We start from the raw sequence: 24,751 nt of genomic DNA on the forward strand, positions 1-24,751 counted from the left end.
CGGACGCCCCGGGCGACGACCCGGCCGTTCGCAGCATCCGGATCCGGTACGGCGCAGGGGCGCGTGGGCGCTAACGTCGTCTCCGGAGGTCATTCATGAGCACAGCCCCGTCGCCTGCAGCCGACACCACCGAAACCCCTGAGCCCCGCAACGGCTTCGATCGCTTCTTCGAGATCACCAGACGCGGCTCGACGGTCGGCGCCGAGGTGCGCGGAGGCGTCGTGACCTTCGTGACGATGGCCTACATCGTCATCCTGAACCCGATCATCCTGTCGAGCGGGGTCGACGTCGACGGCAACAGCCTCGGCTTCACGCAGGTCGCCGCCGTGACCGCGCTGACCGCGGGCGTGATGACCGTCCTCTTCGGCCTCGTCACCCGCCTGCCCTTCGCGTTCGCGGCGGGGCTGGGCATCAACTCGTTCCTCGCCGTCGCCGTCGTCGGCCAGGTCACGTGGCCCGAGGCGATGGGCCTCGTGGTCATCAACGGCCTCATCATCGTGGTGCTCGCCGCGACAGGTCTGCGGCGCATGATCTTCGACGCCGTGCCGATCCAGCTGAAGCTCGCGATCACCGTCGGCATCGGCCTGTTCATCGCCTTCATCGGCTTCGTCGACGCCGGTTTCGTCACGGCCACGGGCGCCTCCTCTCCGCCCGTCGGGCTCGGCATCAACGGATCCGTCGCGACCGTGCCGACGCTGATCTTCGTCTTCACGCTGCTGCTCACCGGCATCCTGGTGGCCCGCAAGGTGAAGGGCGGCATCCTGATCGGTCTCGTTTCGGGCACCGTGGTGGCGGTCATCGTCGAGGCGATCTGGAACATCGGCCCCAAGTTCACCGACGACGGGGTCAACCCCGGCGGCTGGGGACTCTCGGTCCCCGAGCTCCCGACCTCGCTCGTGAGCATCCCCGATCTGTCGCTCATCGGCGACGTCTCGTTCGGCTCGTTCGAGCGGATCGGCTGGCTGGCGGCGCTCATGCTCGTCTTCACGCTCGTCTTCACGAACTTCTTCGACGCCATGGGCACCATGACCGGACTGTCGAAGGAAGCCGGACTCGCCGACGCCAAGGGCGACTTCCCGCGCATCAAGTCGGCGCTGATCGTCGAGGGCGTCGGCGCGGTCGCCGGTGGTTACGCTTCGGCGTCGTCGAACACGGTCTTCATCGAGTCCGGCGCGGGTATCGGCGAGGGTGCGCGCACCGGCTTCGCGAACATCGTCACCGGCCTGCTGTTCCTCGTCGCGATGTTCTTCTCGCCGCTGGTGTCGATCGTGCCCAGCGAGGTCGCTGCGTCCGCTCTGGTGATCGTCGGTGCGCTGATGATGGCGCAGATCCGCTACATCGACTTCTCGGAGTTCTCGGTGCTGCTGCCGGTGTTCCTCGCGATCACCGTCATGCCGCTCACGTACTCGATCGCCAACGGCATCGGCGCGGGCTTCATCTCGTGGGTGATCGTGCGATCGCTCTCGGGCAAGGCGAAGCAGATCAGCCCGCTGCTGTGGATCGTCGCGGCCGGATTCCTCGTGTACTTCGCACGCGGGCCGCTCGAGACGCTGCTCGCCGGCTGACGCGACAGGTCTTTCGAGAGACGGGATGCCGCGACCGCGGCATCCCGTCTTCTCATTCCTCGATCGGCTCGAGGAGGAAGACGGCGATCAGCCGGTCGGTCTTGGACTGGTAGCTGTCGTAGTCGGGCCACACTGCGACGGCGCGCGCCCACCACTCGGCGCGCTCGTCGCCGGACAGCTCGCGGGCGAGGTAGTCGCGCTTGACCGCGCCGTCCTGCAGCTCGACGTGGGGATTCGCGCGGACGTTCCAGTACCAGTTCGGCGGATCGGGGTGCCCGCCCTTGGAGGCGACGACGAGGTAGCGCCCGTCGTGCTCGACGCGCATGAGCGCAGTCTTGCGGAGGCCGCCGCTCTTCGCCCCGACCGACGTGAGGACCATGATCGGGACGCCGCGGAGCGTGTTGCCCTTGGCGCCGTTCGACTCCTCGAACAGCTCCGCCTGCTTGCGGGCCCAGGCGGACGTGGACGGCTTGTACTCTCCGGTCAGCGGCATGACCTCACCCTAACGCCGGCAGAGAAGAGGGGCGGATGCCGCAGCCTGAGCCGCGGCATCCGCCCCCTCCTTCGCGCAGTTACAGCGCGGCGATGATCTCGCGCATGAGCTCGGCGGTCTCGCTCGGGGTCTTGCCGACCTTGACGCCAGCGGCCTCGAGGGCCTCCTTCTTCGCCTGGGCGGTGCCTGCGGAGCCCGACACGATGGCGCCCGCGTGGCCCATCGTCTTGCCCTCGGGAGCCGTGAAGCCGGCGACGTAGCCGACGACCGGCTTGGTGACGTTGGCCTTGATGAAGTCGGCCGCGCGCTCCTCGGCGTCGCCGCCGATCTCGCCGATCATGACGATCGCCTTGGTCTCGGGGTCGGCCTCGAACGCGGCGAGCGCATCGATGTGGGTCGTGCCGATGACCGGGTCTCCGCCGATGCCGATGGCGGTCGAGAAGCCGATCTCGCGCAGCTCGTACATCATCTGGTAGGTCAGGGTGCCCGACTTCGACACCAGGCCGATCGGGCCCTTGCCGGTGATGTTGGCGGGCGTGATGCCGACCAGCGACTCGCCGGGCGTGATGATGCCGGGGCAGTTCGGTCCGATGATGCGGGTCGTGTTGCCCTTCGACTGCGCGTACGCCCAGGCCTCCGCGGTGTCGCCGACGGGAACGCCCTCGGTGATCACGACGAGCAGCGGGATCTCGGCGTCGATGGCCTCGACCATCGCGTCCTTGGTGAAGGCCGGCGGCACGAACGCGATCGACACGTCGGCGCCGGTCTGCGCGATGGCCTCGGCGACCGAGGCGAACACGGGAAGCTCGACCGGGTTGCCGTCGGCATCGCGGTGCAGCACGGTGGTGCCGGCCTTGCGGGCGTTCACACCGCCGACGACCTGGGTGCCGGCCTTGAGCATGAGCGCAGTGTGCTTGGTGCCCTCGCCGCCGGTGATGCCCTGGACGATGACCTTGGAGTCCTTGTTGAGGAAGATCGACATGTCTGTTCCTTGTATCCGGTGTCTGTCTCAGGCGTTGGCGAGCTCGGCGGCCTTGTCGGCGCCCTCGTCCATGGTCTCGGCCAGGGTCACGAGCGGGTGGTTCGCGTCGCGGAGGATCGCGCGGCCCTCTTCGACCTTGTTGCCGTCGAGGCGCACCACCAGCGGCTTCGAGGCGCTCGAGCCGAGCTCGGCGAGCGCACCGACGATGCCCTTCGCGACGGCGTCGCACGCCGTGATGCCGCCGAAGACGTTGACGAAGACGCTCTTGACCTGCGGGTCGCCGAGGATGACGTCGAGTCCGGCGGCCATGACCTCGGCCGAGGCGCCGCCGCCGATGTCGAGGAAGTTGGCGGGCTTGACGCCGCCGTGGCTCTCGCCGGCGTACGCGACGACGTCGAGCGTCGACATCACGAGGCCCGCGCCGTTGCCGATGACTCCGACCTCGCCGTCGAGCTTGACGTAGTTGAGGTCGTTCTCCTTGGCCTTGGCCTCGAGCGGGTCGGCCGCGTCCTTGTCTTCGAGGAGCGCGTGGGCCGCGTGGCGGAAGTCGGCGTTCTCGTCGAGCGACACCTTGCCGTCGAGGGCGATGATGTCTCCCTCCTCCGACAGGATCAGCGGGTTGACCTCGACGAGGGTCGCGTCCTCGCCCTTGTAGACGGCGTAGAGCTTGACGAACACGTCGCTCACCTTGTCGACGAGCTCGGGGGCGAACCCGGCGGCCTCGGCGATCTCGACGGCCTTCTGCTTGTCGATGCCCTGCAGCGGGTCGACGGCGACGCGGGCGAGGGCCTCGGGGCGCTCGACCGCGAGCTCCTCGATCTCCATGCCGCCTTCGACGCTCGCGAGCGAGAGGTAGGCGCGGTTCGCGCGGTCGAGCAGCACCGAGAAGTAGTACTCCTTGTCGATGCGGGCGCCCTGGGCGACCATCACGCGCTTGACGACGTGGCCCTTGATGTCGAGGCCGAGGATGGCCTTGGCCGCCTCGAACGCCTCGTCGGGGGTCTTGGCGACCTTCACGCCGCCGGCCTTGCCGCGGCCTCCGGTCTTGACCTGGGCCTTGACGACGACGACTCCGCCGATCTTCTCGGCTGCGGCTCGCACCTCCTCCGGCGTGTCCGCGACGATGCCGGCGAGCACCGGCACCTCGTACTTCTCGAAAAGGTCACGTGCCTGGTACTCGTACAGATCCACAGTGCATTCCTTCGCAGGTGGCGAATGGGGGTGGTTTGACGCGAAAAAGCGTCTCGACGTCGAGATATCGACCAATCCCCCAGCCTACTACCGCTTGCTGAGCGCTCCCGACCGCAACGACTCGCGCGCGGTTCGGCCGGGTGCGCGGATCAGTGCGCGGCTGTCGCGGCATCCGGTTCCAGCTCCTCACCTCGGACCCGCGGAAGTCGTGCGAGATCGCAGACGGCGGGACCCTCGATGCGAGCGCCGTCAGCGCCGAACCGCGAGGCGTGGAGGGGGCAGTCCCACGTGTGCTCGGCGTCGTTCCAGCTGAGCACGCCGCCCAGATGCGTGCACACCGCGCTCACGGCCCGGGTGGCACCGTCAACGGTCGAGATGCCTACGGGGTGGCCGGCACGGCTCGCGACGACGCCCTCGCCCTCCGCCGGCCGCCGGACGGGCGTCGGCACGGCCTGTGCGCCGGCCCAGCCCGACGCCGCCTCCCATCCGACGCGGATGTTCTCCGCGCCGCCTCGGGCGAGATCGGCGGGAACGGTCATCCGCGTCGCGATCACCCGCATCCATTCGGGTCGCTCGCGCCACGGCATCCGGCGGATCTCGGCCGCGAGCCGCAGCGCGGCCGCCGGTCCGTTCGACAGCCCCCACTTCGCGTACCCCGTCGCGAACCGGATGCGCCCCAGCCCGCGCGGCATCGCCCCGACGAACGGCATGAGGTCGTGGGACTCGTAGTCCTGCGCCGACCACTGTGCGACGGGCTCGGCACCGGGGAAGTGCTCTCGCGCCCAGCGGATCAGGTCGTCGATGCCCCCCTGCGGCGACGCCGACCGCCCCACCGCGTGCCCGTTGCCGCCGATGATGAGCTGCGCGAGGTCTGCCGGACCGTCCTGGGCCGTCACGGTGCGCACGGACTTCGTGGCTCCGTCGACCGAGAGATAGAGGCCCTCCGGCGCCGGCCCGTCGTAGGCGAACGCCACGCACGAAGACCGCAGCCCGCGCGCCTTGGCGAAGTAGAGCCCGCGGTCGGTGATCGGCGTTCCCGTCGCCAGCACGATCCGGTCCGCCCAGGCGGAGCCCTCGTCCGTGGTCACGTGCGCCTTCGGGGCGGCGTGCACGCGTGTCACGCGGATGCCGGTGTGCAGCGTCCCTCCCGCTTCGAGGAACGCGTGGGCGAGCGCCGACGCGAGCCGCCGCGGGTCGATCGCCGCCTGATCGTCGAGCGCGACCGCGTCGACCATCGGAACGGAGCCCGGGCCGATCTCCTGCCCGAGCACGCGCCGGACGGGGAGGCCCGCCTCGGTCGCCGCCTCGAGCTCGGCGCGCACGGATTCGGTCCCCTCGGCGCTCTGCGCGAACGAGAAGGCGGTGCGCCGTGAGTACGGAACGCCCGCGCGGTCCGCGAACGCGAGGAGCCAGTCGGCGCCGTCGCGATTCGCGTCGACGTAGGCCCGCACCAGCCGCGCGGGGTGGTGGCGGCGCAGCGTCGAGAGGACCGAGCCCTGGAGCAGCGAGACCTTGCCGGTGTTGGAGCCCGTCGCGAGCTCGGCGACGCAGCCGGCGTCGAGCACGGCGACATCGAGCCCGTCCTCGGCCAGCATCAGAGCCGTCGCGAGGCCGGTAGCGCCTGCCCCGACGACGATCACGTCGCGGTGCCGCCCGGGTTCGAACGGGGTTCCCTCGACGGCGGGCGCGGCGTGCTTCCAGATGGACGTCATCACTCCAGTGAACGCGTCGACGGGATGCCCGCACAGCGGGTTGACAGTGCGGGCGCACGAGTGAGAACGGCACGGATGCCGCGCGCCGGGGCATCCGTTCACTAGGCTCTCCCCCGAGATGACCGACACCGCCACCGTCCCCGCCGGCGCACCCCAGGCCGCCGTGGTCGCGGCCGCCCTCGAGCTGTTCGCGGCGCAGGGCTTCGACCAGACCTCCGTCGAGCAGATCGCCCAGGCGGCCGGCGTCTCGCGCTCCACGTTCTTCCGGCAGTTCGGCGGCAAGGACGATGTCGTCTTCGCCGACCACGAGCTGCTTCTCGATCGCATCCGCGACTTCCTTGCGGGCCCCCATCCGGATCCGTGGAAGGCGGTGTGCGAGGCATCCGTCCTCGTCTACTCGCATTTCGCGGCGGATCCCGAGCTCGCACGACGCCGCTACACCGTCGTCCGCCAGGTGCCGGCGCTGCGCGAGCGCGAGATCGTCACCGTCTTCCGGTACGAGCGTCTCTTCGACGAGTACCTCCGCGCCGCGCTTCCCGGCCTCGACCCCATCGACGCAGTCGGCTTCTCTGCGCTCGTGACGGCGATCCACAACCATGTGCTGCGCCAGCTCCTGCGCGGACCCAAGCGTGTGCCGGTGTCAGTGCTCCGCCGCGCCCTCGACGATGCGCTGCGGCGTTTCGGCGTGCAGCCCGACGGCGAGCCGCGCGAAGCGGCGGGCGACGACATCGTGGTGGCGGTGTTCCCGCGATCGATGCCAACGGCGGAGATCGCACGGCGACTGCGCGATCGCCTCGACTGACGTCAGGACGCTCGGAAGAATCACCCCCGTCGGCGGAATCTCACCCCCCTCCGCCGCTGTGCCCGGCGGTATCGTCAAGCCATGAGCACCGTGGACACGTCTCCGACCGCGCCCTCGAAGGATCCCCTCTGGTACACCCAGGAACCTGACGCGGTGGTCGCCGCGCTCCGGACCGATCGCGAGCGGGGACTGACGCAGGCGGAAGCCGCTCGCCGGCTCGCCGAGCACGGCCCGAATGCGATCGCCGCGGAGAAGGCGCCGTCGCTCTGGCAGGTGTCGCTCAGCCAGCTCGCCGATCCGATGAACGTCATGCTCGTGATCGTCGCGATCATCAGTCTTCTCATCGGCCAGGTCAGCGTCGGCATCGTCGTCGGCGCGCTCGTGGTCCTCAACGTGTTCCTCGGGGCGAGCCAGGAGATGAAGGCCAAGGCCTCCGTCGACGCGCTGTCGAAGATGCAGATCCCGCAGGCTCGCGTCTTCCGCGACGGGAGCCTCGTGCAGATCGCCGCCACCGACGTCGTGCCGGGTGACATCGTCGCGCTCGAGGCCGGCGACATCGTCCCGGCCGACGGACGCATCCTGCGCTCCGCGACGCTCGAGACCCAGGAGGCCGCTCTCACGGGCGAGAGCGCGCCGATCGCGAAAGACCCCGCCGCCATCGCCGATCCCGACACGACGCTCGGCGACCGGGCGAACATGGCGTTCCAGAACACGCAGGTGACACGGGGAACGGCCACGGTCGTGATCACCGACACCGGCATGACGACGCAGATGGGCCAGATCGCCTCGATGCTCTCGGCCGTCAAGCAGGCGAAGTCCCCACTCCAGCGGGAGCTCGACGCCCTGACGGGCGTGCTCGGCTGGATCGCGTGGGGCGCGGTGGCGGTCATCGTGATCTTCGGCCTGGTGCGCGAGCAGCCGATCGCCTCGGTCATCCTGCTGGGCATCTCGATGGCGATCTCCGCCATCCCCACCGGCATGCCGTCGTTCGTGCAGGCGATGCTCTCGTACGGGTCGCGTCAGCTCGCCGAGCACAAGGCCGTCGTCAAGAACCTGACCGATGTCGAAACGCTCGGCGCGACGAGTGCGATCAACTCCGACAAGACCGGCACGCTCACGATGAACGAGATGACGGTGGAGTCGCTGTACTTCGCCGGCGACTGGTTCAGCGTCGGCGGGAGCGGGTACGAGAAGACCGGTGAGATCCGGCAGGTCGCCGGACAGCCCGTTCCCGACTTCCGTCAGCTCGCGCTCGGGCTGACACTGTGCAGCGACGCCACCGTGTCCGACGACGGTGACGTGATCGGCGACCCGACCGAGGCGGCGCTCGTGGTGCTGGCCGCGAAGATGGGCGCCGACGCCGAGCTCACGCGTGCGCAGTACCCGCGCGCCGCGGAGGTGCCGTTCGACTCGGCCTACAAGTTCATGGCGACCTTTCACGAGGTGCCGCAGGAGGGTACGACGCGCCTCGTCGCGCTCGTCAAGGGCGGGCCGGATGTCGTGCTGGACCGCTGCTCGACGGTGATGACCGCCGACGGCCCGGCGCCGATCGACACTCAGCTGCAGACGGTGCTCGACGCGAACCGGAAGCTCTCGGAGCAGGGGCTGCGCGTGCTGGCGTTCGCGGTGCGACGGTTCGTCCCGGGCGCTCCGATCCCCGCAGACCCGATGGCCGAGGTCAAGGACCTCACCTTCGTCGGGCTCGTCGGCATCATCGACCCGCTCCGCCCGTCCTCCAAGGAGGCGGTGCGCATCGCCCATGAGGCCGGTATCGAGGTGCGGATGATCACGGGCGACCACGCGATCACGGCCGCCGCGATCGGCGCGAAGCTCGGCCTCGGCCCCGGCGCCGCCAGCGGAGCCGAGATCCAGGCGATGACGGACGACGAGCTCAAGGCCGCGCTTCCGAACCTCCATGTGTTCGGGCGGGTGACGCCGGAGGACAAGCTCCGCCTCGCCCGCCTCATGCAGGAGAGCGGCGATGTCGTGGCGATGACCGGCGACGCGGTGAACGACGCCGCCGCGCTCAAGCAGGCGGACATCGGCGTCGCAATGGGGTCCGGGAGCGAGGTGACGAAGCAGGCCGGCAAGATGATCCTGGTCGACGACAACTTCGGCACCCTGGTCACCGCTGTGCAGCTCGGACGCGGGATCTACGAGAAGATCGTCAGCTACGTCCGGTACCAGATGTCGCAGCTGTTCTCCCTCGTGCTGCTGTTCCTGGTGGCGAGCATCTTCGACATCAACAGCGGCGTGCCGCTCACGCCGATCATGATCCTGTTCCTGAACTTCTTCATCTCGGTCTTCCCGGTCATCGTGATCCTCCTCGATCCGGTGCCGGACGGCATCATGCTCAAGCCCCCGCGCGACCCGAAGAAGACGATCGCCAACGGCGGGGCGGTCACGCTGTGGTTCGTCTACGGCGGCGTGCTGTTCCTGATGACCCTCATCCCGCTGCTGATGTTCCCCGACCTCGCGAGCCCGTCCCAGCCGAACATCCCGGTGACGATGACGTTCGTCGTCGCCGCCTTCGGCGCGATCCTCGGCGGCCTGGCGATGCGGCGCGATCCCGAGTCGGGTCTCGCCGGCCCGATCCTCACGGCGGTGAAATGGCTGGCGATCCCTCTGGCGCTGACCGTCGCCGCGGTCGAGATCGGCTTCCTCCAGAGGCTCGTCGGCACGGTGTCGCTCAGCGGCGGCGAGTGGCTGATCTGCATCGGGCTCGCGCTCGTCGTGCCGCTGTTCGTCGAGGTCGAGAAGTGGATCCGCCGCGCGCGCATCGCGCGGCGCGCGGCGCTGCACAGCTGACCCGGGCCGGGGCGGGCAAGATCACCCGCCGCGGTGGACGTCGATGATGCGCCGGCCGGGGCACGGTTGCTCCAGGGCGCCTGTCGGGCGCCGAGGACGGAGAGCGGATGCCTGCCAGGACCACCGTCGTGCGCGGTCTCGCGATCGCGACCTTGACCCTGACTGCACTGCTTCTCAGCGCGTGCGACGGCACCCTCCCGCTTCCGACCGCACTGCCCACGTCGCTGCCGACGATCTCGCCGACCGTCGCCCTCCCGACCGCTCTCCCGACTCCGGAGCCCACCATCGAGCCGACGCCGGAGCCCACGCGCACCCCGGTCCCCCGGCCGACCCGCACGCCCTCACCCGCGCCGACGCCCGAGCCCACGCCGGAGCCGACGACCCAGCCGTCGATCGCTCCCACGCCGACCGTCGCTCCCACGCCGTCTGCCTCGCCCGTGCCGAGCGTCGTCCCCACGACGGTGCCGACGGCGACCGCCGAGCCGTCGGCATCCGCATCCGCCACCCCCACACCTGCACCCGCACCCACATCCACGGCGAGCGACTCCCCGAGCCCCACGGCGACGGCCGACCCCGATGCGGGCGCGACGAACACGGCGAACCCGCTCCCCTGGATCATCCCGCTCGCGCTGCTCGCCATCGCCATCGGCCTGGGCGCCTACTTCCTGATCCGCCGACGGTCGAAGCCCGCGCCGCCCGCCGACGGCGGCGCGTGAGCGCCGAAGGCGTCGGAGTCCGTCGCATGCGGAGCGCAATGCCGCGAACGCTCGTCGGCTGTGCCTCCCGTGGGTACCGTCGTGTGTGAGGTCGTCGACGTCGGGTGGCTCCTCCTCATCGAGTGCCGCGGATGATCTTCGCCCCGATTCGCGAGCATACCGCACGGTCGGTATGCTGAGCAGATCGCCGTTCGGTCGGCCGACGACGAGGAGGTCGTGTGAAGATCATCGGAGCCGTCCTCGAGCGGTCGGGCGCCCCTGCGCCGTTCGCCGAGTCGAGGCCCTTCACGGTGGGCGAGCTCGAGCTGGACGCCCCCGGCCCGGGCGAACTGCTCGTGCGCATCGAGGCCGCCGGGGTCTGCCATTCCGACCTCAGCGTCGTCGACGGCAACCGCGTTCGTCCGACGCCGATGCTGCTCGGCCATGAGGCGGCGGGGATCGTCGAGGAGATCGGCGAGGGAGTGACGGATGTCGCACCCGGCGACCGGGTCGTGATGACGTTCCTCCCCCGCTGCGGCGAGTGCGACGGATGCCGCACCGACGGCCGCCTGCCGTGCACGCCGGGCACGGCGGCCAACAACGCAGGCACGCTCGTCGGAGGCGGCATCCGCATTCATCGCGCGGACGCCGACGGCCGGGCGGAGGACGTCCGCCACCACCTGGGAGTCTCGGCCTTCGCGACGCACGCGGTCGTGAGCCGCACCTCGGTCGTGCCCGTCGACGCCGACGTGCCCCCGGAGATCGCCGCACTCCTCGGCTGCGCCGTGCTCACCGGCGGCGGTGCCGTGCTCAATGCCGGGCGCCCCGCCCCCGGCGACCGCGTCATCGTGGTCGGGCTCGGCGGTGTGGGCATGGCCGCACTCCTCGTCGCCGTCGCCCTCGGCCACGAGGTCGTCGGCATCGACGCCGTCGATGCGAAGCTCGACCTCGCCCGCGAGCTCGGAGCCGTGGAGGCGCTGAGCCCGACCGACGCGACGGACCGCGGCATCCGTGCTCCTGTCGTCATCGAAGCCGCCGGAGCCGCCCGCGCTTTCGAGACCGCACTCGCCCTCACGGCACCGGGCGGCACCACGGTCACCGTCGGGCTGCCCGCACCCGATGCGCGCGCCAGCGTGTCGCCGCTGCTGCTCACGGCCGAGGCGCGCACGGTGATCGGCAGCTACCTCGGCTCGGCCGTGCCCGGCCGCGACATCCCCCGCTACGTCGAGCTGTGGCGCACCGGACGCCTCCCCCTCGAACGACTCGTCTCCTCCCGCATCAGCCTCGACGACCTCGACGAGGCCATGGACCGGCTCGCCGCAGGCGGCGAGCTGCGCCAGCTCGTGCTCTTCGACCAGCTCAGAACGTTCGAAAGGACCCCCACATGACCCGCACCGCCATAGTCACCGGCGCCGCGCGCGGCATCGGCGCAGCGACCGCAAGGCGCCTGGCCTCCGACGGACATGCCGTCGCCGTGCTCGACCTCGACGAGGCCCATTGCGCCGAGACCGTCGCCGCGATCGCCGACGCCGGCGGGGAGGCGATCGCGATCGGTGCGAACGTCGCCGACGCGGCGGCGGTGGCGGATGCCGTCGCCCGCGTCGAGGCCGAGCTCGGCGCACCGACGATCCTGGTGAACAACGCCGGGATCATCCGCGACAACCTGCTGTTCAAGATGACCGAGGACGACTGGGACTCCGTGCTCTCGGTGCATCTGCGGGGGGCGTTCCTGATGTCGCGCGCCGTCCAGGTGCACCAGGTCAAGGCGGGCTGGGGCCGGGTGGTCAACCTGTCGAGCACCTCGGCGCTCGGCAACCGCGGCCAGGCGAACTACGCCGCGGCGAAGGCCGGCATGCAGGGGTTCACCAAGACGCTCGCCCTCGAGCTCGGCCGTTACGGCGTCACGGCGAACGCCATCGCGCCGGGGTTCATCGTCACCGACATGACCCGGTCGACCGCCGAGCGCATGGGGATCGGCTTCGACGACTTCATCGCCGGAGCCGCGGCGGAGATCCCGGTCGGCCGCGCGGGATATCCCGACGACATCGCCGCGGCCGCGTCCTTCTTCTGCTCCGATGAGGCGGGCTTCGTCTCCGGCCAGGTGCTGTACGTCGCCGGAGGTCCGCGCGCATGAGCACCGGATCGCGGCTTCGCCGACGCCTCACTCACATCACTTGACATTCATATAACCGCTGGGTAGTTTGAGGGAGTGATTCAGACACTCGCCGCACTCGGCGAACCCAACAGGCTCGCGATCGTCGAGCTGCTGCGCGACGGACCTCGGCCCGTCGGCGACATCGTCGACAGGCTCGGCCTGAGCCAGCCGCTCGTCTCGAAGCACCTCAAGGTGCTGAGCGACGCCGACGTCGTCGACCGCCGCGTCGACGGCAAGCGACGCATCTACGCTCTTCAGCGCGAGCGATTCGACGAGCTCGACCGGTGGCTCGACTCGTTCGCCGCCGTCTGGGACGACCGGCTCGATCGCCTCCAGGCGCACCTGCGGTCCGAGGGAGCGGACCGGTGAGCGGCCTCCTCGTCTCCAAGGACCTCGACCGCCTCGAGATCGTGCTCGAGCGAGAGCTCGACGGCGCGGTGGACGCGGTCTGGCACAGCTGGACCGACGCCGACGCGCTCGAGGCGTGGTGGGGACCCGAAGGATGGCAGACGACCGTCCGCGCGCTCGACGTGCGGCCCGGCGGGCTCTGGCATTTCGGCATGGGCCCGGTCGGTGCCGAGCCCGAGGTCTGGATCCGGTCCGTGTACAGCGAGGTCACCACCGGCTCGGCCCTGTCGTACGTCGAGGGCTTCTCCGACGAGACCGGAGCCGATCTCGACCCGGAGTCGCAGCACGTCACCGTCGAGTTCATCGGCGTCGAGGCAGGACGCACCCGCCTCGTGCTGCGCACCCGCTTCCCCTCCGCCCACCGCCTCGAGGAGATCGAAGCGATGGGCATGGTCGAGGGCTGGGACGGCGGCTTCGACCGCCTCGAACTGCTGCTGAGGAGCAACCGATGACCATCACCGACACCCCCTCGACCGTCCGCTCGGCCGACGGCACCCGCATCGCGACGCACCGGGCGGGCTCAGGACCCGTGATCGTGCTGATCGACCCGGCGCTGTCGACGCACAAGGGCTCGAGGAAGCTGTCCGCCGCCCTCGCGGATCGATTCAGCGTCGTCAGCTACGACCGCCGCGGCCGTGGCGCCAGCGGCGACGAGCAGCCGGATGCCGCGGACCCGGCCCGCGAGGTCGACGACATCGCCGCCGTGATCGAGGCATCCGGGGGTCAGGCGCTGCTGTTCGGGACGTCGTCGGGAGCCGCGCTCGCGCTCGAGGCCGCCGCCCGACTCGGCGACCGCGTGACCGGCGTCGTCGCGTACGAGCCGCCGTTCATCTGCGACGACTCGCGGCCGCCGCTCGCTCCCGACCTGCCGGCGCGGGTCGCGGCATCCGTCGCCGCCGGCGACCGATCGGGTGCGGCCAAGGCGTTCTTCACCGAGGCGATCGGTGTGCCGGCGTTCGGCGTCGCGATCATGAGGCTGCTCCCTCTCTGGCGCGACGCCAAGGCGCTGACGCACACGCTGCGGTACGACTTCGCCGTCCTCGACGGACTGCAGGCGGGGCATCCGCTGCCCGCGCAGCGGTGGGCCGGACTGACGGCGCCGACGACCGTCATGGTCGGCTCGAAGAGCGAGGCCTTCTTCCACCGCAGCGCGCAGGCGTTCGCAGCCGCCGTGCCGGCGGCCGAGTACGAGTCGCTCGACGGCGCCCACCACGGGTCGCCCGAGATGTCGCCTGCCGGGATCGCCGCCCGCATCAAGACCCTCTTCGCCCCGGCCTGAGCTGCCGGACTCCGCAGTCCTCCCGGACTCCCGTCCGCCGAGAGTAGGTCGTCTCGACGAGAGCGCGTCGCATCCACGTGCGAACCGTGCGGTCTCGTGACGCCGGTGCACTCTCGGCGAAAGAGGCGACAGGGTCACCTGCGCCGCGAACGCCTCATCGATCACGACCAGGTCGATGTCGTTGCTCCGATCGTCGGTGATCCCGGATCGTGTGCATCATCTTTGAGAACGTTGCACAGCGCGATGGCGCGCGAGGTAGAGTGCCGACATGACCACCACCGCCGCTCCGCCGACGACGATCGCGACGGTCGGTGTCGATGCTGCGCCGTCCTGGCTCTCGGAGCGGCTGGGCGAAGCAGCCCACCCCGACGCCGTGCGGGCGTTCGAGGCCGCACGCGAGACATTCATCGCCGGGCGACGCATCGACATGGGGAGCCTCGCCGCCTCCCTCGGCGTCGACCGCACGTCGCTCTTCCGGTGGGTCGGCAACCGCGATGCGCTGCTCAGCGAGGTGCTGTGGTCGCTCGCGATCCCGACGCTCGTCCAGGCCGAGCACGCGAGCGCGGAGCGCACGGGAGGCGGTCGCATCGCCGCGATCCTGACGCACTTCGTCGACGACCTGATCACGGCCGACTACTTCCGGCAGTTCCTGCGCCGAGAGCCGGCCCGCGCTCTGCGGCTGCTCACCACCAAGGAGAGCCCGATCCAGCGCCGCCACGTCGCGACCGCGGAGTGGCTCGTGCGGCGCGACCTCGGCGACGCGCCCCTCGGCGGCGCGATCGACCCGCCGGGCCTCGCGTACCTCCTGGTGCGGATGTCGGAGTCGTTCACCTACGCCGACCTCATCTCGGGCGATCAGCCGAGCGCGGAGCGTGCCCGCGTCGCCTTCCGCCTGCTGCTGCGCGTCGACGACTGATCTGCAGCGCCGCCCGCTCCGAATACGGCTCGAGGAGGAGTCCATGCCCGCGTACCCGGTGCGCCGTGCGTTCGCCACACGGTGGAACGACAACGACCAGTACGGCCACGTCAACAACACCGTCTACTACGAGGCCATGGACACCGCCGTCAACTCCTGGATGATCGCTGCGGCGGGACTCGATCCGTATGGCGACGCGATCGCGCTGTGCGCGGCCTCGTCGTGCGAGTTCCTCGCGTCGGCGTCGTTCCCCGAGCCGCTCGAGGTCGGCATCGGCGTCGAGCGGCTCGGCACGACGAGCATCACGTGGGCGCTCGGCATCCTGCGTGCGGCTGAGGACGAGCCGATCGCGACGGGTCGCTTCGTGCATGTCTTCGTGGATGCCGCGACCCGGCGACCGACGCCGGTGCCGGCATCCGTCCGCTCCGCCGTGGAGGAGCAGCTCGTCGGCTGAGCCCTACTGCAGGCAGAACTCGTTGCCCTCGGGATCGCGCAGCTGGTAGTAGTACTCGGGCCACGGCCCCCAGTTCTGGTCGACCAGACGGACGACCGACGCGCCGAGCGCGAGCAGGCGGTCCTTCTCGGCATCGATCTCGTCGCGAGTGGGCCGGCGGCCCGGAGTGGAGCTGATGTCGAGGTGCAGCCGGTTGCGGCCCGCCTTCGGCTCGGAGGCGTGATGGAAGAACAGCCGTGGACCCGCTCCATCGGGATCCTCCACGACCGCGCGAGCTGCGAGGTCCTCTTCGGTCAATCCCGACGCGAGCAGCTCGCTCTTGAGCGGCTCGTCCCATTCGATCGTCGGGTAGCCGAACACGTCCGCCCAGAACTCCGCGAGCCGCGGCGGGTCGTCCGCGTAGAAGGTGATGTTGCCGAGCTTCGTTGCCATCGATCGCTCCTCTCGCCGCGTGGCCGCGACTGGCTCCACGGTACGGCGAGCCCCCGACGCCCGGCACCCCGCCGCCGCGCGGCAGGACGGGCGTCCTAGTCTCGGAGGATGAGATCGACGCCCGCCCCCGGCATCCGCGGCGACCGGGACCCCACCCGGTGACCGAGATCGAGCTCGTCCGCATCCCCGGGGGTGCCGTCACCCTTCACGATGCGCGCCGGAAGATGCGCTGGGCGGTCGAGCTCGAGCCCTTCGAGATCGGCGTCTACCCGGTGACGCAGGAGCAGCTGGCCGAGATCATCGGGGAGGCGGCATCCCACCCCCGCCGCCCCGCGACCGACGTGAGCTGGCTGCGCGCGATCCGATTCTGCAACGCCGCGTCGGAGTGGGAGGGCCTCGACCCGGCGTACACGTTCGACGGCGAAGACGTCACCTGGCACGTCGACTCCGACGGCTTCCGCCTGCCCACTGAAGCCGAGTGGGAGTTCGCGTGCCGCGCGGGCTCGACGACTCCGCACTACGGCCCCCTCGCCGAGGTCGCCTGGACGGGCGCCGACGGCGTGACCGCGCCGCAGAACGTCGGGGGGAAGCTCCCCAACCTCAACGGACTGTTCGACACGCTCGGCAACGTGTGGGAGTGGTGCTGGGATCTCCTCGATCCGGCTCGGTACGACGCATACCGCGTGTTCCGCGGCGGGGGTTTCGCCGATGACGCCTGGAGCGTGCGCGCTTCGACCCGGCGCGGCGGGGCTCCGCGCATGCACCACGACGACGTCGGCTTCCGCGTTGCGCGCGGCGGGTTCGACGGGACGGATGCCGCACAGGGGTGGTCCGCGAGAGCCGACGCCGAGCGGGCCTCGGTCGACGGCCCGCTCCCTCCGGGGTGGACACCGTGGCGCTGACACCGCCGGGATGGGAATCCCAGCATACCGACCATCCGGTATGCTGCTGGTACGGTCGCACCGATGCGGGCCGTGCAGAGAGGCGGGTCATCGATGACCGAGGTACCCGGGCTGGATGTCGCGGGCCTGACCACGTGGCTGCGCGAGGCGCACCCCGAGCTCGTCGACGGGCCGGTCGAGGCATCCGTGATCGCGGGGGGTCGCAGCAACCTCACCTACGCCGTCGAAGGAACCCGCGTGCCGCTGATCGTCCGCCGCCCGCCGCTCGGGCACGTGCTCTCGAGCGCCCACGACATGCGGCGCGAGCATCGCGTGATCTCCGCGCTGGCCGGCACGGCGGTCCCCGTTCCGCACACGATCGACGTCGTCGACGACACCGACGCCGCACGCGTGACGGGAACGGTCTTCTTCGTCATGGAGCGCTCCCCCGGCATCGTGCTCGCCCGCCCGGCGCAGAACGCCGGCTACACCGCAGAGGGCCTCCGGGGTCTCGGCTTCGACCTCGTGCGCCGCCTGGCCGATCTGCACGCCGTCGACGCCGACGAGGTCGGGCTGGGCGACTTCGGCCGCCCCGACGGCTATCTGGCGCGGCAGCTCTCCACGTGGCGGCGGCAGCTCGACGCATCGCGCTCCCGCGAGACGCCCGCGCTCGACGCGCTGCAGGAGTCGCTTCAGGAAGGGATGCCGCCGTCCTCCCGCGCCGGGATCGTCCACGGCGACTTCCGCCTCGACAATGCCCTCGTCGTCGGCGATGCCGACGCGCCTCGGATCTCGGCGATCCTCGACTGGGAGATGGCGACGCTCGGCGACCCGCTCGTCGACCTCGGCATCTTCGCCCTCTATTGGGACATCGCGAGCCTTCCCGGCGGCTTCGCCGGCGCTGTTCCCAGTGCCGTCGACCCGGCTGCCGGGTACCCGACGTTCGACGAGCTCGTCGAGGTGTACGCGCAGCGGGCGGGGAGCGGCATCCCGGACCTGCGCTGGTACCGCGCGTTCGCCGCCTACAAGCTCGCCGTGATCCTCGAGGGGATCCACTGCCGCTACCGGGCCGGCGACACCGTCGGCGAGGGGTTCGATCGGATGGGCGCTCTCGTCGAGCCGCTCGCCCGGAAGGGAATGGAGGTGCGCTGATGGACTTCGCGCCCGATGCACGCACGCGGGAGCTGACCGCTCGCGCGAGAACATTCCTCGAGGAGCATGTGCTCCCCGCCGAGCCGGTGCTCGAAGCCCAGCTCGCCGCCGATCACGACCGATGGGGCGGCTGGCCCATCGTCGCCGATCTGCAGGCGAAGGCTCGGGCGCAGGGGCTGTGGAACCTCTTCCTCCCCGGCGACCCCGGCGGCGCGGGGCTCACGAACCTGCAGTACGCGCCCGTGGCGGAGGTCACCGGTTGGAGCCCGCGCCTCGCGCCAGCGGCGTTCAACTGCGCCGCGCCCGACACCGGCAACATGGAGGTGCTCAACGAGTTCGGCACCACCGAGCAGAAGGAGCGGTGGCTCGAGCCTCTGCTGCGCGCCGAGATCCGCTCCTCGTTCTGCATGACCGAGCCCGATACCGCGTCCTCCGACGCGACGAACATCGGCACGCGCATCCGCCGCGACGGCGACTCCTACGTGATCTCCGGCCGAAAGTGGTGGTCGACGGGAGCCATGAACCCGGCTGCTGCGATCTTCATCGTGATGGGCAAGACCGACCCCGACGCCGACCGGCACCGTCAGCAGTCGATGATCCTCGTGCCGCGCGACACCCCCGGCGTGCGGATCGTGCGCCCACTCACCGTATTCGGCTACGACGACCGCGACCACGGCGGCCACGCCGAGATCTCCTTCGACGACGTGCGTGTGCCCGCCTCGAACCTCATCGGCGAGGAGGGCTCCGGCTTCGCGATCGCCCAGGCGCGCCTCGGACCGGGACGCATCCACCACTGCATGCGGGCGCTCGGCATGGGAGAGCGGGCACTCTCGCTCATGGCCGCGCGGGCGAACGAGCGTCACACCTTCGGCCGCACGCTCGCCGACCAGGGCGTGGTGCGGGAGTGGGCCGCCGAGTCGCGCATCCAGCTCGAGGCACTCCGCCTCCTCGTCCTCAAGACCGCATGGCTGATGGACACGGTCGGCAACAAGCAGGCGATGACCGAGATCCAGGCGATCAAGATCGCCGTTCCCCGCGCGGTGCAGACGATCATCGATCGTGCGATCCAGGTGCACGGCGCCGCAGGGGTCTCGTCCGACACGCCGCTCGCCGAGCTGTACGCAGGGATCCGGTCGCTGCGGATCGCGGACGGCCCCGACGAAGTGCACCTGTCGAGCCTCGGCCGCGCACAGCTGCGCGGCTGAACCCGCCGGGTGCGGCGTCGGTCAGGGCATCCGGATCTTCCGGACAGCGGATGCCGGCACCGCAGCGTACTCGGCGAGCACGCCGATCTTCGCGGCGGCGATCTCGTCGAGAGTGAGGGCGTCGGCGGACTCGCCGAGCGAGCTGATGCGCCAGGCGCGAAGGGCGTCAGGCCGCGGCATCCGGTCTCCTGATGCTCGTGAGGAAGAGGTCGGTGAGCTGCTCGGCGACGAGCGTCTTGTCTTCGGGGCCCTCCGGCGAATACCAGTGCGACAGGTAGTGCAGGTCGCTGAAGAAGTGGGCGACGAGCACGGCCACCGGGATGTCGGTGCGGTAGACGCCCTCGGCCTGCCCGCGCTCGATGAGCTGCACGAACTCGTCGTGATACTCGCGGCGGCGACGTGTGACCTCCTGCTGACGGGGGGCGGAGAGCATGTGCATGCTGCGGAAGAACACCGTGCCCTCGGGCATGTGGTCGATCGACGTCTCGATCACGTCGACGCAGACGGCCCGGAGCACGTCGTCGACCGCGCCGCCGCGCGCGATGATCTGGTCGAGTCGCGACTTCTGCAGCGAGAGGAGCTTCTCGTAGATGCCGAAGAGCAGGTCGTCCTTCGACTCGAAGTAGTGGTACATCGCGCCCTTGGTGACGCCGGCGGCCTCGACGATCTGCTGCACGCTCGTGTTGGCGTAGCCCTGCGTGGCGAAGAGCTCGACGGCGGCACGGGTGACGTCGTCTGCGACGTGGGAATCCTTCATGGGTTCATCTTTCCGCGAATCCGCCCGGATCAGAGGAACGGACGGATGCCGGCTCCGCCGTCGATCGGGAGAGTCTGGCCCGTGATCCATGCGGCGTCGTCGGAGAGGAGGAACGCGACCGGGCCCGCGACGTCGTCGGTCTCGCCCAGCCGGCGGAGCGGATAGGCGGCGGATGCCTGCTCCTCGTGCCCCTCGTACAGGGCGCGCGCGAACGCGGTCTTGATGACGGCCGGGGCGACGGCGTTGACCCGGATGCCGGGCGCCAGTTCGTAGGCGAGCTGCATCGTGAGGTTGATGAGCGCCGCCTTGGAGATGCCGTAGAACGCGATCCCGGGGCTCGCGCCGAGCCCCGCGACCGAGGCGATGTTCACCACCGACCGCGAGAGGCCCGCCGAGACCGCAGCGCGCGTCCAGTCGAGCGCGGCGACGACGTTGACCTCGAGGATCTTGCGGGCCGCGTCGGCATCGACGTCGACGATCGGACCGTACACCGGGTTGATCCCGGTGTTGTTGACCAGGTGATCGAGCCGGCCGTGGCGCTCGGCGATGTGGGCGAAGACCGCTGCGCGGTGCTCGGCGTCGTCGGCGCGGCCGGCCACCGCCGTGGCGGCATCCCCCAGCTCCGCGAGCGCGGCGTCGAGTCCCTCCTGCTTGCGGCCGGTGATGACGACCGAGCCGCCTTCCGCGACGATGCGTCGCGCGATCGCGAAGCCGATGCCGCGGCTCGCGCCGGTGATGAGCGACACCGTCCCGTCGAATCGCCGTGTGCCCACTGCCATGGCGCCTCCTCGCGCTTGATGCATACCGTCCAGTCGGTTTTCACCCGACCTTAGCATGCCATGCTTCTCGGCTTGCGTGCGCGCATTCGGCAGCGGTGACTCGACATGGCCGCTTCCGGCCACACGAACCGACTTCACGGATGGGACTGAGTCCTTGATTGTGTGGGATTCAGTTCCAGTAGAGTGGGAACGCCGCATGCACCACGTCAGGAGCACCACCATGACCGACTTCCGCGCCCGCCCCGGCCAGGCGACCGAGGGCTACGACGTCACCGCCCGCCTCGGCACCGACTACTACCAGGTGTTCGCCGACATCCCCGAGGCCGACCGCGCCGTCTGGGAGCGCGCGCAGGGCTACGTCGACGAGGTCGGCACGCAGATGCAGGACGCGTGGGATGCCGCGGCCTACCCCCTCGACCTCGCGATGCGCATGGGCGAGCTCGACCTCTTCAACGACGGCATCGACCACCCCGATCTCACACGGTTCTCGCCGCTCGCGGCCGGGCTCGTCAACATGGAGGTGTCGCGCGGCGACGGCTCGCTGGGCACGGTCATCGCGGTCCAGGGCGGCCTGGCCCTGCGCACCCTTGCGCTGTTCGGCAGTCCCGAGCAGCAGGCGCGGTGGCTGAAGCCGGTCGCGCGGGGCGAGGTGCCTGCAGCCTTCGCGCTGACCGAGCCCGACCACGGCTCCGACTCGGTGTCGCTCGAGACGACAGCCCGCCGCGACGGCACCGAGTGGGTGCTCGACGGCGCGAAGAAGTGGATCGGCAACGGCGCGTCCGGCGGCATCACGTTCGTCTGGGCACGGATCGACGACCCCGAGGCGCCCGAGCACGGCGCCGTCCGATGCTTCCTCGTCGAGCAGGAGACCCCGGGGTACACCGGCACGGCGATCGGCGGCAAGGCGTCGCTGCGCGGCATCCATCAGGCTCTCATCGTCCTCGACGGCGTGCGCGTGCCGCTCGACGCCGTGCTGCCGGGCACGAAGACCTTCAAGGATGCCTCGACCGTCCTCTACTCGACGCGTTCGGGCGTCGCGTGGTCGGCGCTCGGTCACGCCACGGCCTGCTACGAGGCCGCGTTGTCGTACTCGCAGCAGCGCCTCCAGTTCGGCAAGCCGCTCGCGAAGTTCCAGATGGTGCAGGAGCGTCTGGCGCAGATGCTCGAGGAGCTCACGGCCATGCAGCTCTACTGCCGGCACCTCGCCGACCTCGAGGCATCCGGCGGCCTCCGCCCCACTCAGGCGTCGCTCGCGAAGTATCACAACACGCGCGCCGCCCGCCGGATCGCGGCGACCGCCCGTGACCTGCTCGGCGGCAACGGGATCCTCCTCGAGAACGGCGTCATGCAGCACATGGCCGACATCGAGGCGATCCACACGTACGAGGGCACCGAGAGCGTGCAGGCGCTCCTGATCGGTCGCGACATCACCGGCATGAGCGCCTTCGCGTAGCAGTCGGCCGGGCGCTCCGGCAAGCCACCGGGACTCAGCCCGACGTCGGGCTAGCCTCGACGGATGGGACTCTTCCGGAACGACCCCCAGACCGTCCGCCTCGAGTCGCACGACGTCGATCTGAAGGCGACGCGCGCGCCGTGGAGCCTGTGGGCCGACGGGTTCGGGATGCTCGCCATCCGGTCGCTGCAGATCATCGTCGTGGTCGCAGTCGTCGCCGGCATCGTCTACACGATCCAGTCGCTGACGCTCGTCACGATCCCGCTCGTGATCGCACTCATCCTCGCGTGCGCGTTCAACCCGGTGATGAGCTGGATGCGCCGGCGCGGCGTCCCCTCGATCGTGGCAACGCTCATCACCCTGCTCGGGATCGTCCTGATTCTGGGCCTCCTCGGCTGGCTCATCGTGTGGGCCGTGCGCGATCAGTGGGATGAGCTGTATGCGCAGGCCGAGGCCGGCTTCCAGGACCTCCTCGCGTGGGTGCAGACGCTGCCGTTCGACTTCGTCCAGCCCGACCAGGTCAACGAGTGGGTCGCTACGCTCACCGACTTCGTGACGAGCGCCCAGTTCGGTTCAGGAGCTCTGGCCGGCGTCGGCGCGGTCGCGAACTTCGTCACCGGCCTCGTCCTGATGGTGACGATCCTGTTCTTCTTCTTGAAGGACGGACCGCAGATGTGGGAATTCCTCCTCCGCCCGTTCCGCGGCGCGCACTATCTGCGTGCCCGGCGCATCGGCGACAAGACGACCACTGTGCTTGGCTCGTACGTCCGCGGCACCGCGACCGTCGCCGCGGTGGATGCGATCGGCATCCTCATCGGTCTGCTCATCCTTCAGGTGCCGCTGGCGATCCCGCTCGCGGTGCTGGTGTTCCTCCTCGCCTTCATCCCGATCGTCGGCGCGACGGTGGCGGGCATCATCGCGGCACTGGTCGCGCTCGTCGCCAACGGCTGGGTAAACGCACTGTTCGTCGTCGGCGTGGTGGTGCTCGTCAACCAGCTCGAGGGAAACTTCCTGCAGCCGGTCCTGATGGGCCGCTCGATGAAGCTGCACGCGTTCGTCATCCTGGTCGCCCTGACGGTGGGCACTGTGCTCGGCGGCATCGTCGGAGCCGTGCTCGCCGTTCCGATCGCGGCAGCGGTGTGGGGCGTGATCCAGGTGTGGGACGGACCCGACCTCCCCGCCCGCTGGGCGCGCCCGAAGCATCCGATCGAGGCCTGACGGCGCCTCCCCCCTCGCGGGGGGCTGTGTCCCCACCCGCCGACCGGCCATGTCCCGACCCGCCGACCGGCCATGTCCCGACCCGCCGACCGGCCATGTCCCGATTCGTCCCGCAATCGCACTCGGATACCGGGCCGAATAGGGACACGTTGCGGACGAAACGGGACATGGGTCCGACGGCTGAACCTGTCGGCCGTGAGATTCACCGGCCATGTCCCGATTCGTCCCGCAATTGCACTCGGATACCGGGTCGAATGGGGACCACGTTGCGGACGAAACGGGACATGGGTCCGACGGCTGAACCTGTCGGCCGTCGGAAGCGCACGGCAGGATGGGTCCATGCCGTACGTGATCCCCGCGCCGATGCTCGCGAAGTCCGTGCCCGCCGTGCCCGACCCCGCGAAGACGCCGGGCGGCTTGAGCTTCGAGCCGAAGTGGGACGGCTTCCGAGCCCTGGTGTCGTGGGACGGCGAGAACGTCGAGATCGGCAGCCGCGGCGCCAAGCCGCTCACGCGCTACTTCCCCGAGCTGGTCGAGGCATTCGCGCGCCTCCTCCCCGAGCCGTGCCTGATCGACGGCGAGATCGTCGTGCCGAAGGACGGGCCCGGAGGGCAGCGGCTCGACTGGGATTCCCTGACGCAGCGCATCCACCCCGCGGCATCCCGCGTGAACATGCTCGCCGAGACGACGCCCGCGATGCTCATCGCATTCGACCTGCTCGCGCGTGGCGACCGCGACCTGCAGTCCGAGCCATTCGGGGTCAGGCGCGCGGAGCTCGTCGACCTCCTCGGAGGCGTGCCGCATCCGGTGCACGTGACGCGCACCACCGACGACCGCGCCGTTGCGGAGCGCTGGCTCGCCGAGTTCGAGGGCGCCGGACTCGACGGGGTGATCGCGAAGCCGCTGGCGCAGCCGTACGCCCCGAACAAGCGTGCGATGTACAAGATCAAGCACGCGCGCACGGCCGACGTGGTCGCGATGGGCTACCGCATCCACAAGTCGGGGCAGGGCCTCGGCTCGCTCCTGGTCGGGCTCTACAACGACGACGGCGTCCTCTACCCCGTCGGCGGCGTCGCCGCCTGGACCAACGCGCGCCGCCTCGAGCTGATCGACGAGCTCGCCCCGCTCGTCGAGCGCGACGAAGAGGGCGCCGCCGTCAAGAGCGAGGGCGAGAAGTCGCGATTCTCGGCCCCCGACCGCGACTCGTCCTTCGTCCACCTCCGCCCCGAGCGCGTGCTCGAGGTGCGCTACGACCAGCTCGAGGGATGGCGGTTCCGCCACACGGTGCAGTTCGAGCGATGGCGTCCGGATCGGGATGCCGCGTCCTGCACGTACGACCAGCTCGAGACCGTATCGGCCTACGACCTCGGCGACGTGCTGGACTGAGAGCGCGCTCCACGGTCACCCGCGTACG

25 protein-coding genes are annotated in these 24,751 nt (G+C 70.3%); 17 read left to right on the forward strand and 8 right to left on the reverse strand.

Annotation, left to right across the window (positions count from 1 at the left end):
• The first annotated feature begins 95 nt into the window (after positions 1-95).
• Complete coding sequence (locus EER34_RS17020; protein ID WP_127476858.1) at positions 96-1,565, forward strand: NCS2 family permease; 1,470 nt, start codon at positions 96-98, stop codon at positions 1,563-1,565.
• 52 nt (positions 1,566-1,617) lie between these two features.
• Here EER34_RS17020 and EER34_RS17025 read toward each other — a convergent pair whose 3' ends face one another.
• The 4 genes from EER34_RS17025 to EER34_RS17040 form a co-directional block, all read right to left on the reverse strand.
• Positions 1,618-2,058, reverse strand: coding sequence for a nitroreductase family deazaflavin-dependent oxidoreductase (locus EER34_RS17025; RefSeq protein ID WP_127476860.1), 441 nt, complete (start codon positions 2,056-2,058; stop codon positions 1,618-1,620).
• 79 nt (positions 2,059-2,137) lie between these two features.
• Complete coding sequence (gene sucD / locus EER34_RS17030; RefSeq protein WP_127476861.1) at positions 2,138-3,040, reverse strand: succinate--CoA ligase subunit alpha; 903 nt, start codon at positions 3,038-3,040, stop codon at positions 2,138-2,140.
• A 27-nt stretch (positions 3,041-3,067) separates the two neighbouring features.
• Positions 3,068-4,231, reverse strand: a complete 1,164-nt coding sequence (gene sucC, locus EER34_RS17035) for an ADP-forming succinate--CoA ligase subunit beta (protein WP_127476863.1) — start codon at positions 4,229-4,231, stop codon at positions 3,068-3,070.
• A gap of 149 nt (positions 4,232-4,380) precedes the next feature.
• The gene (locus EER34_RS17040) at positions 4,381-5,943 is read right to left on the reverse strand and encodes an FAD-dependent oxidoreductase (protein WP_127476865.1); all 1,563 of its coding nucleotides are present in this window, start codon (positions 5,941-5,943) and stop codon (positions 4,381-4,383) included.
• Positions 5,944-6,061: 118 nt separating this feature from the next.
• On the opposite strand from EER34_RS17040, the gene EER34_RS17045 reads away from it, so the two are divergent.
• The 10 genes from EER34_RS17045 to EER34_RS17090 all read left to right on the forward strand — a co-directional run bounded on the left by EER34_RS17045 (position 6,062) and on the right by EER34_RS17090 (position 15,460).
• Entirely contained in the window at positions 6,062-6,745 is a 684-nt protein-coding gene (locus tag EER34_RS17045) for a TetR family transcriptional regulator (protein ID WP_127476867.1), read from the forward strand.
• Positions 6,746-6,826: 81 nt separating this feature from the next.
• Entirely contained in the window at positions 6,827-9,553 is a 2,727-nt protein-coding gene (locus tag EER34_RS17050; protein WP_127476869.1) for a cation-translocating P-type ATPase, read from the forward strand.
• 107 nt (positions 9,554-9,660) lie between these two features.
• Positions 9,661-10,269, forward strand: coding sequence for a hypothetical protein (locus EER34_RS17055; RefSeq protein WP_127476870.1), 609 nt, complete (start codon positions 9,661-9,663; stop codon positions 10,267-10,269).
• A gap of 218 nt (positions 10,270-10,487) precedes the next feature.
• Positions 10,488-11,636: an alcohol dehydrogenase catalytic domain-containing protein gene (locus EER34_RS17060; protein WP_127476872.1), complete on the forward strand. Its 1,149-nt coding sequence runs from the start codon at positions 10,488-10,490 to the stop codon at positions 11,634-11,636.
• The gene (locus tag EER34_RS17065) at positions 11,633-12,382 is read left to right on the forward strand and encodes an SDR family oxidoreductase (RefSeq protein WP_127476873.1); all 750 of its coding nucleotides are present in this window, start codon (positions 11,633-11,635) and stop codon (positions 12,380-12,382) included. The genes EER34_RS17060 and EER34_RS17065 overlap by 4 nt, the downstream gene beginning before the upstream one ends.
• A 75-nt stretch (positions 12,383-12,457) precedes the next feature.
• Positions 12,458-12,772, forward strand: coding sequence for an ArsR/SmtB family transcription factor (locus EER34_RS17070; RefSeq protein WP_240642473.1), 315 nt, complete (start codon positions 12,458-12,460; stop codon positions 12,770-12,772).
• On the forward strand, positions 12,769-13,263 hold the full coding sequence (locus tag EER34_RS17075) for an SRPBCC family protein (RefSeq protein WP_164743603.1): 495 nt from the start codon (positions 12,769-12,771) through the stop codon (positions 13,261-13,263). The genes EER34_RS17070 and EER34_RS17075 overlap by 4 nt, the downstream gene beginning before the upstream one ends.
• A complete protein-coding gene (locus EER34_RS17080) occupies positions 13,260-14,090 on the forward strand; it encodes an alpha/beta fold hydrolase (protein ID WP_127476876.1) in 831 nt (276 codons plus the stop codon). Before EER34_RS17075 ends, EER34_RS17080 begins: the two co-directional genes overlap by 4 nt.
• 268 nt (positions 14,091-14,358) lie before the next feature.
• Positions 14,359-15,006: a QsdR family transcriptional regulator gene (locus tag EER34_RS17085; protein ID WP_127476878.1), complete on the forward strand. Its 648-nt coding sequence runs from the start codon at positions 14,359-14,361 to the stop codon at positions 15,004-15,006.
• Between the two features lie 43 nt (positions 15,007-15,049).
• On the forward strand, positions 15,050-15,460 hold the full coding sequence (locus EER34_RS17090) for an acyl-CoA thioesterase (protein ID WP_127476879.1): 411 nt from the start codon (positions 15,050-15,052) through the stop codon (positions 15,458-15,460).
• Between the two features lie 3 nt (positions 15,461-15,463).
• Here the strand turns inward: EER34_RS17090 and EER34_RS17095 are convergent, their stop codons facing one another.
• The gene (locus EER34_RS17095; protein WP_127476881.1) at positions 15,464-15,892 is read right to left on the reverse strand and encodes a VOC family protein; all 429 of its coding nucleotides are present in this window, start codon (positions 15,890-15,892) and stop codon (positions 15,464-15,466) included.
• A gap of 158 nt (positions 15,893-16,050) precedes the next feature.
• Between EER34_RS17095 and EER34_RS17100 the strand changes: the two genes are divergently transcribed.
• The 3 genes from EER34_RS17100 (at position 16,051) to EER34_RS17110 (ending at position 19,130) form a co-directional block, all read left to right on the forward strand.
• Positions 16,051-16,794 carry a formylglycine-generating enzyme family protein gene (locus EER34_RS17100; RefSeq protein ID WP_127476883.1) on the forward strand — a complete coding sequence of 248 codons (744 nt, stop codon included), beginning with the start codon at positions 16,051-16,053 and terminating at the stop codon, positions 16,792-16,794.
• A 93-nt stretch (positions 16,795-16,887) separates the two neighbouring features.
• A complete protein-coding gene (locus EER34_RS17105) occupies positions 16,888-17,925 on the forward strand; it encodes a phosphotransferase family protein (RefSeq protein WP_127476884.1) in 1,038 nt (345 codons plus the stop codon).
• Positions 17,925-19,130, forward strand: coding sequence for an acyl-CoA dehydrogenase family protein (locus tag EER34_RS17110; RefSeq protein WP_127476886.1), 1,206 nt, complete (start codon positions 17,925-17,927; stop codon positions 19,128-19,130). Before EER34_RS17105 ends, EER34_RS17110 begins: the two co-directional genes overlap by 1 nt.
• A 21-nt stretch (positions 19,131-19,151) precedes the next feature.
• On the opposite strand, the gene EER34_RS17590 is transcribed toward EER34_RS17110, so the two are convergent.
• Genes EER34_RS17590 through EER34_RS17120 form a run of 3 tightly spaced genes read right to left on the reverse strand, consistent with a single transcriptional unit; the run spans position 19,152 to position 20,666 of the window.
• Positions 19,152-19,310 (reverse strand): hypothetical protein, encoded by a 159-nt coding sequence (locus tag EER34_RS17590; protein WP_164743604.1) that lies wholly within the window; start codon positions 19,308-19,310, stop codon positions 19,152-19,154.
• Positions 19,297-19,887 (reverse strand): TetR/AcrR family transcriptional regulator, encoded by a 591-nt coding sequence (locus EER34_RS17115; RefSeq protein WP_127476888.1) that lies wholly within the window; start codon positions 19,885-19,887, stop codon positions 19,297-19,299. Before EER34_RS17115 ends, EER34_RS17590 begins: the two co-directional genes overlap by 14 nt.
• 29 nt (positions 19,888-19,916) lie before the next feature.
• The gene (locus EER34_RS17120) at positions 19,917-20,666 is read right to left on the reverse strand and encodes an SDR family oxidoreductase (protein WP_127476890.1); all 750 of its coding nucleotides are present in this window, start codon (positions 20,664-20,666) and stop codon (positions 19,917-19,919) included.
• Between the two features lie 220 nt (positions 20,667-20,886).
• Between EER34_RS17120 and EER34_RS17125 the strand changes: the two genes are divergently transcribed.
• The 3 genes from EER34_RS17125 (at position 20,887) to EER34_RS17135 (ending at position 24,723) form a co-directional block, all read left to right on the forward strand.
• A complete protein-coding gene (locus EER34_RS17125; protein WP_127476892.1) occupies positions 20,887-22,119 on the forward strand; it encodes an acyl-CoA dehydrogenase family protein in 1,233 nt (410 codons plus the stop codon).
• A gap of 63 nt (positions 22,120-22,182) precedes the next feature.
• Positions 22,183-23,337 carry an AI-2E family transporter gene (locus EER34_RS17130; protein WP_127476893.1) on the forward strand — a complete coding sequence of 385 codons (1,155 nt, stop codon included), beginning with the start codon at positions 22,183-22,185 and terminating at the stop codon, positions 23,335-23,337.
• A 339-nt stretch (positions 23,338-23,676) separates the two neighbouring features.
• Entirely contained in the window at positions 23,677-24,723 is a 1,047-nt protein-coding gene (locus tag EER34_RS17135; protein ID WP_127476895.1) for an ATP-dependent DNA ligase, read from the forward strand.
• Positions 24,724-24,751 lie beyond the last annotated feature (28 nt).

It is taken from the genome of Microbacterium sulfonylureivorans, from assembly GCF_003999995.1.
Lineage (GTDB): Bacteria > Actinomycetota > Actinomycetes > Actinomycetales > Microbacteriaceae > Microbacterium > Microbacterium sulfonylureivorans.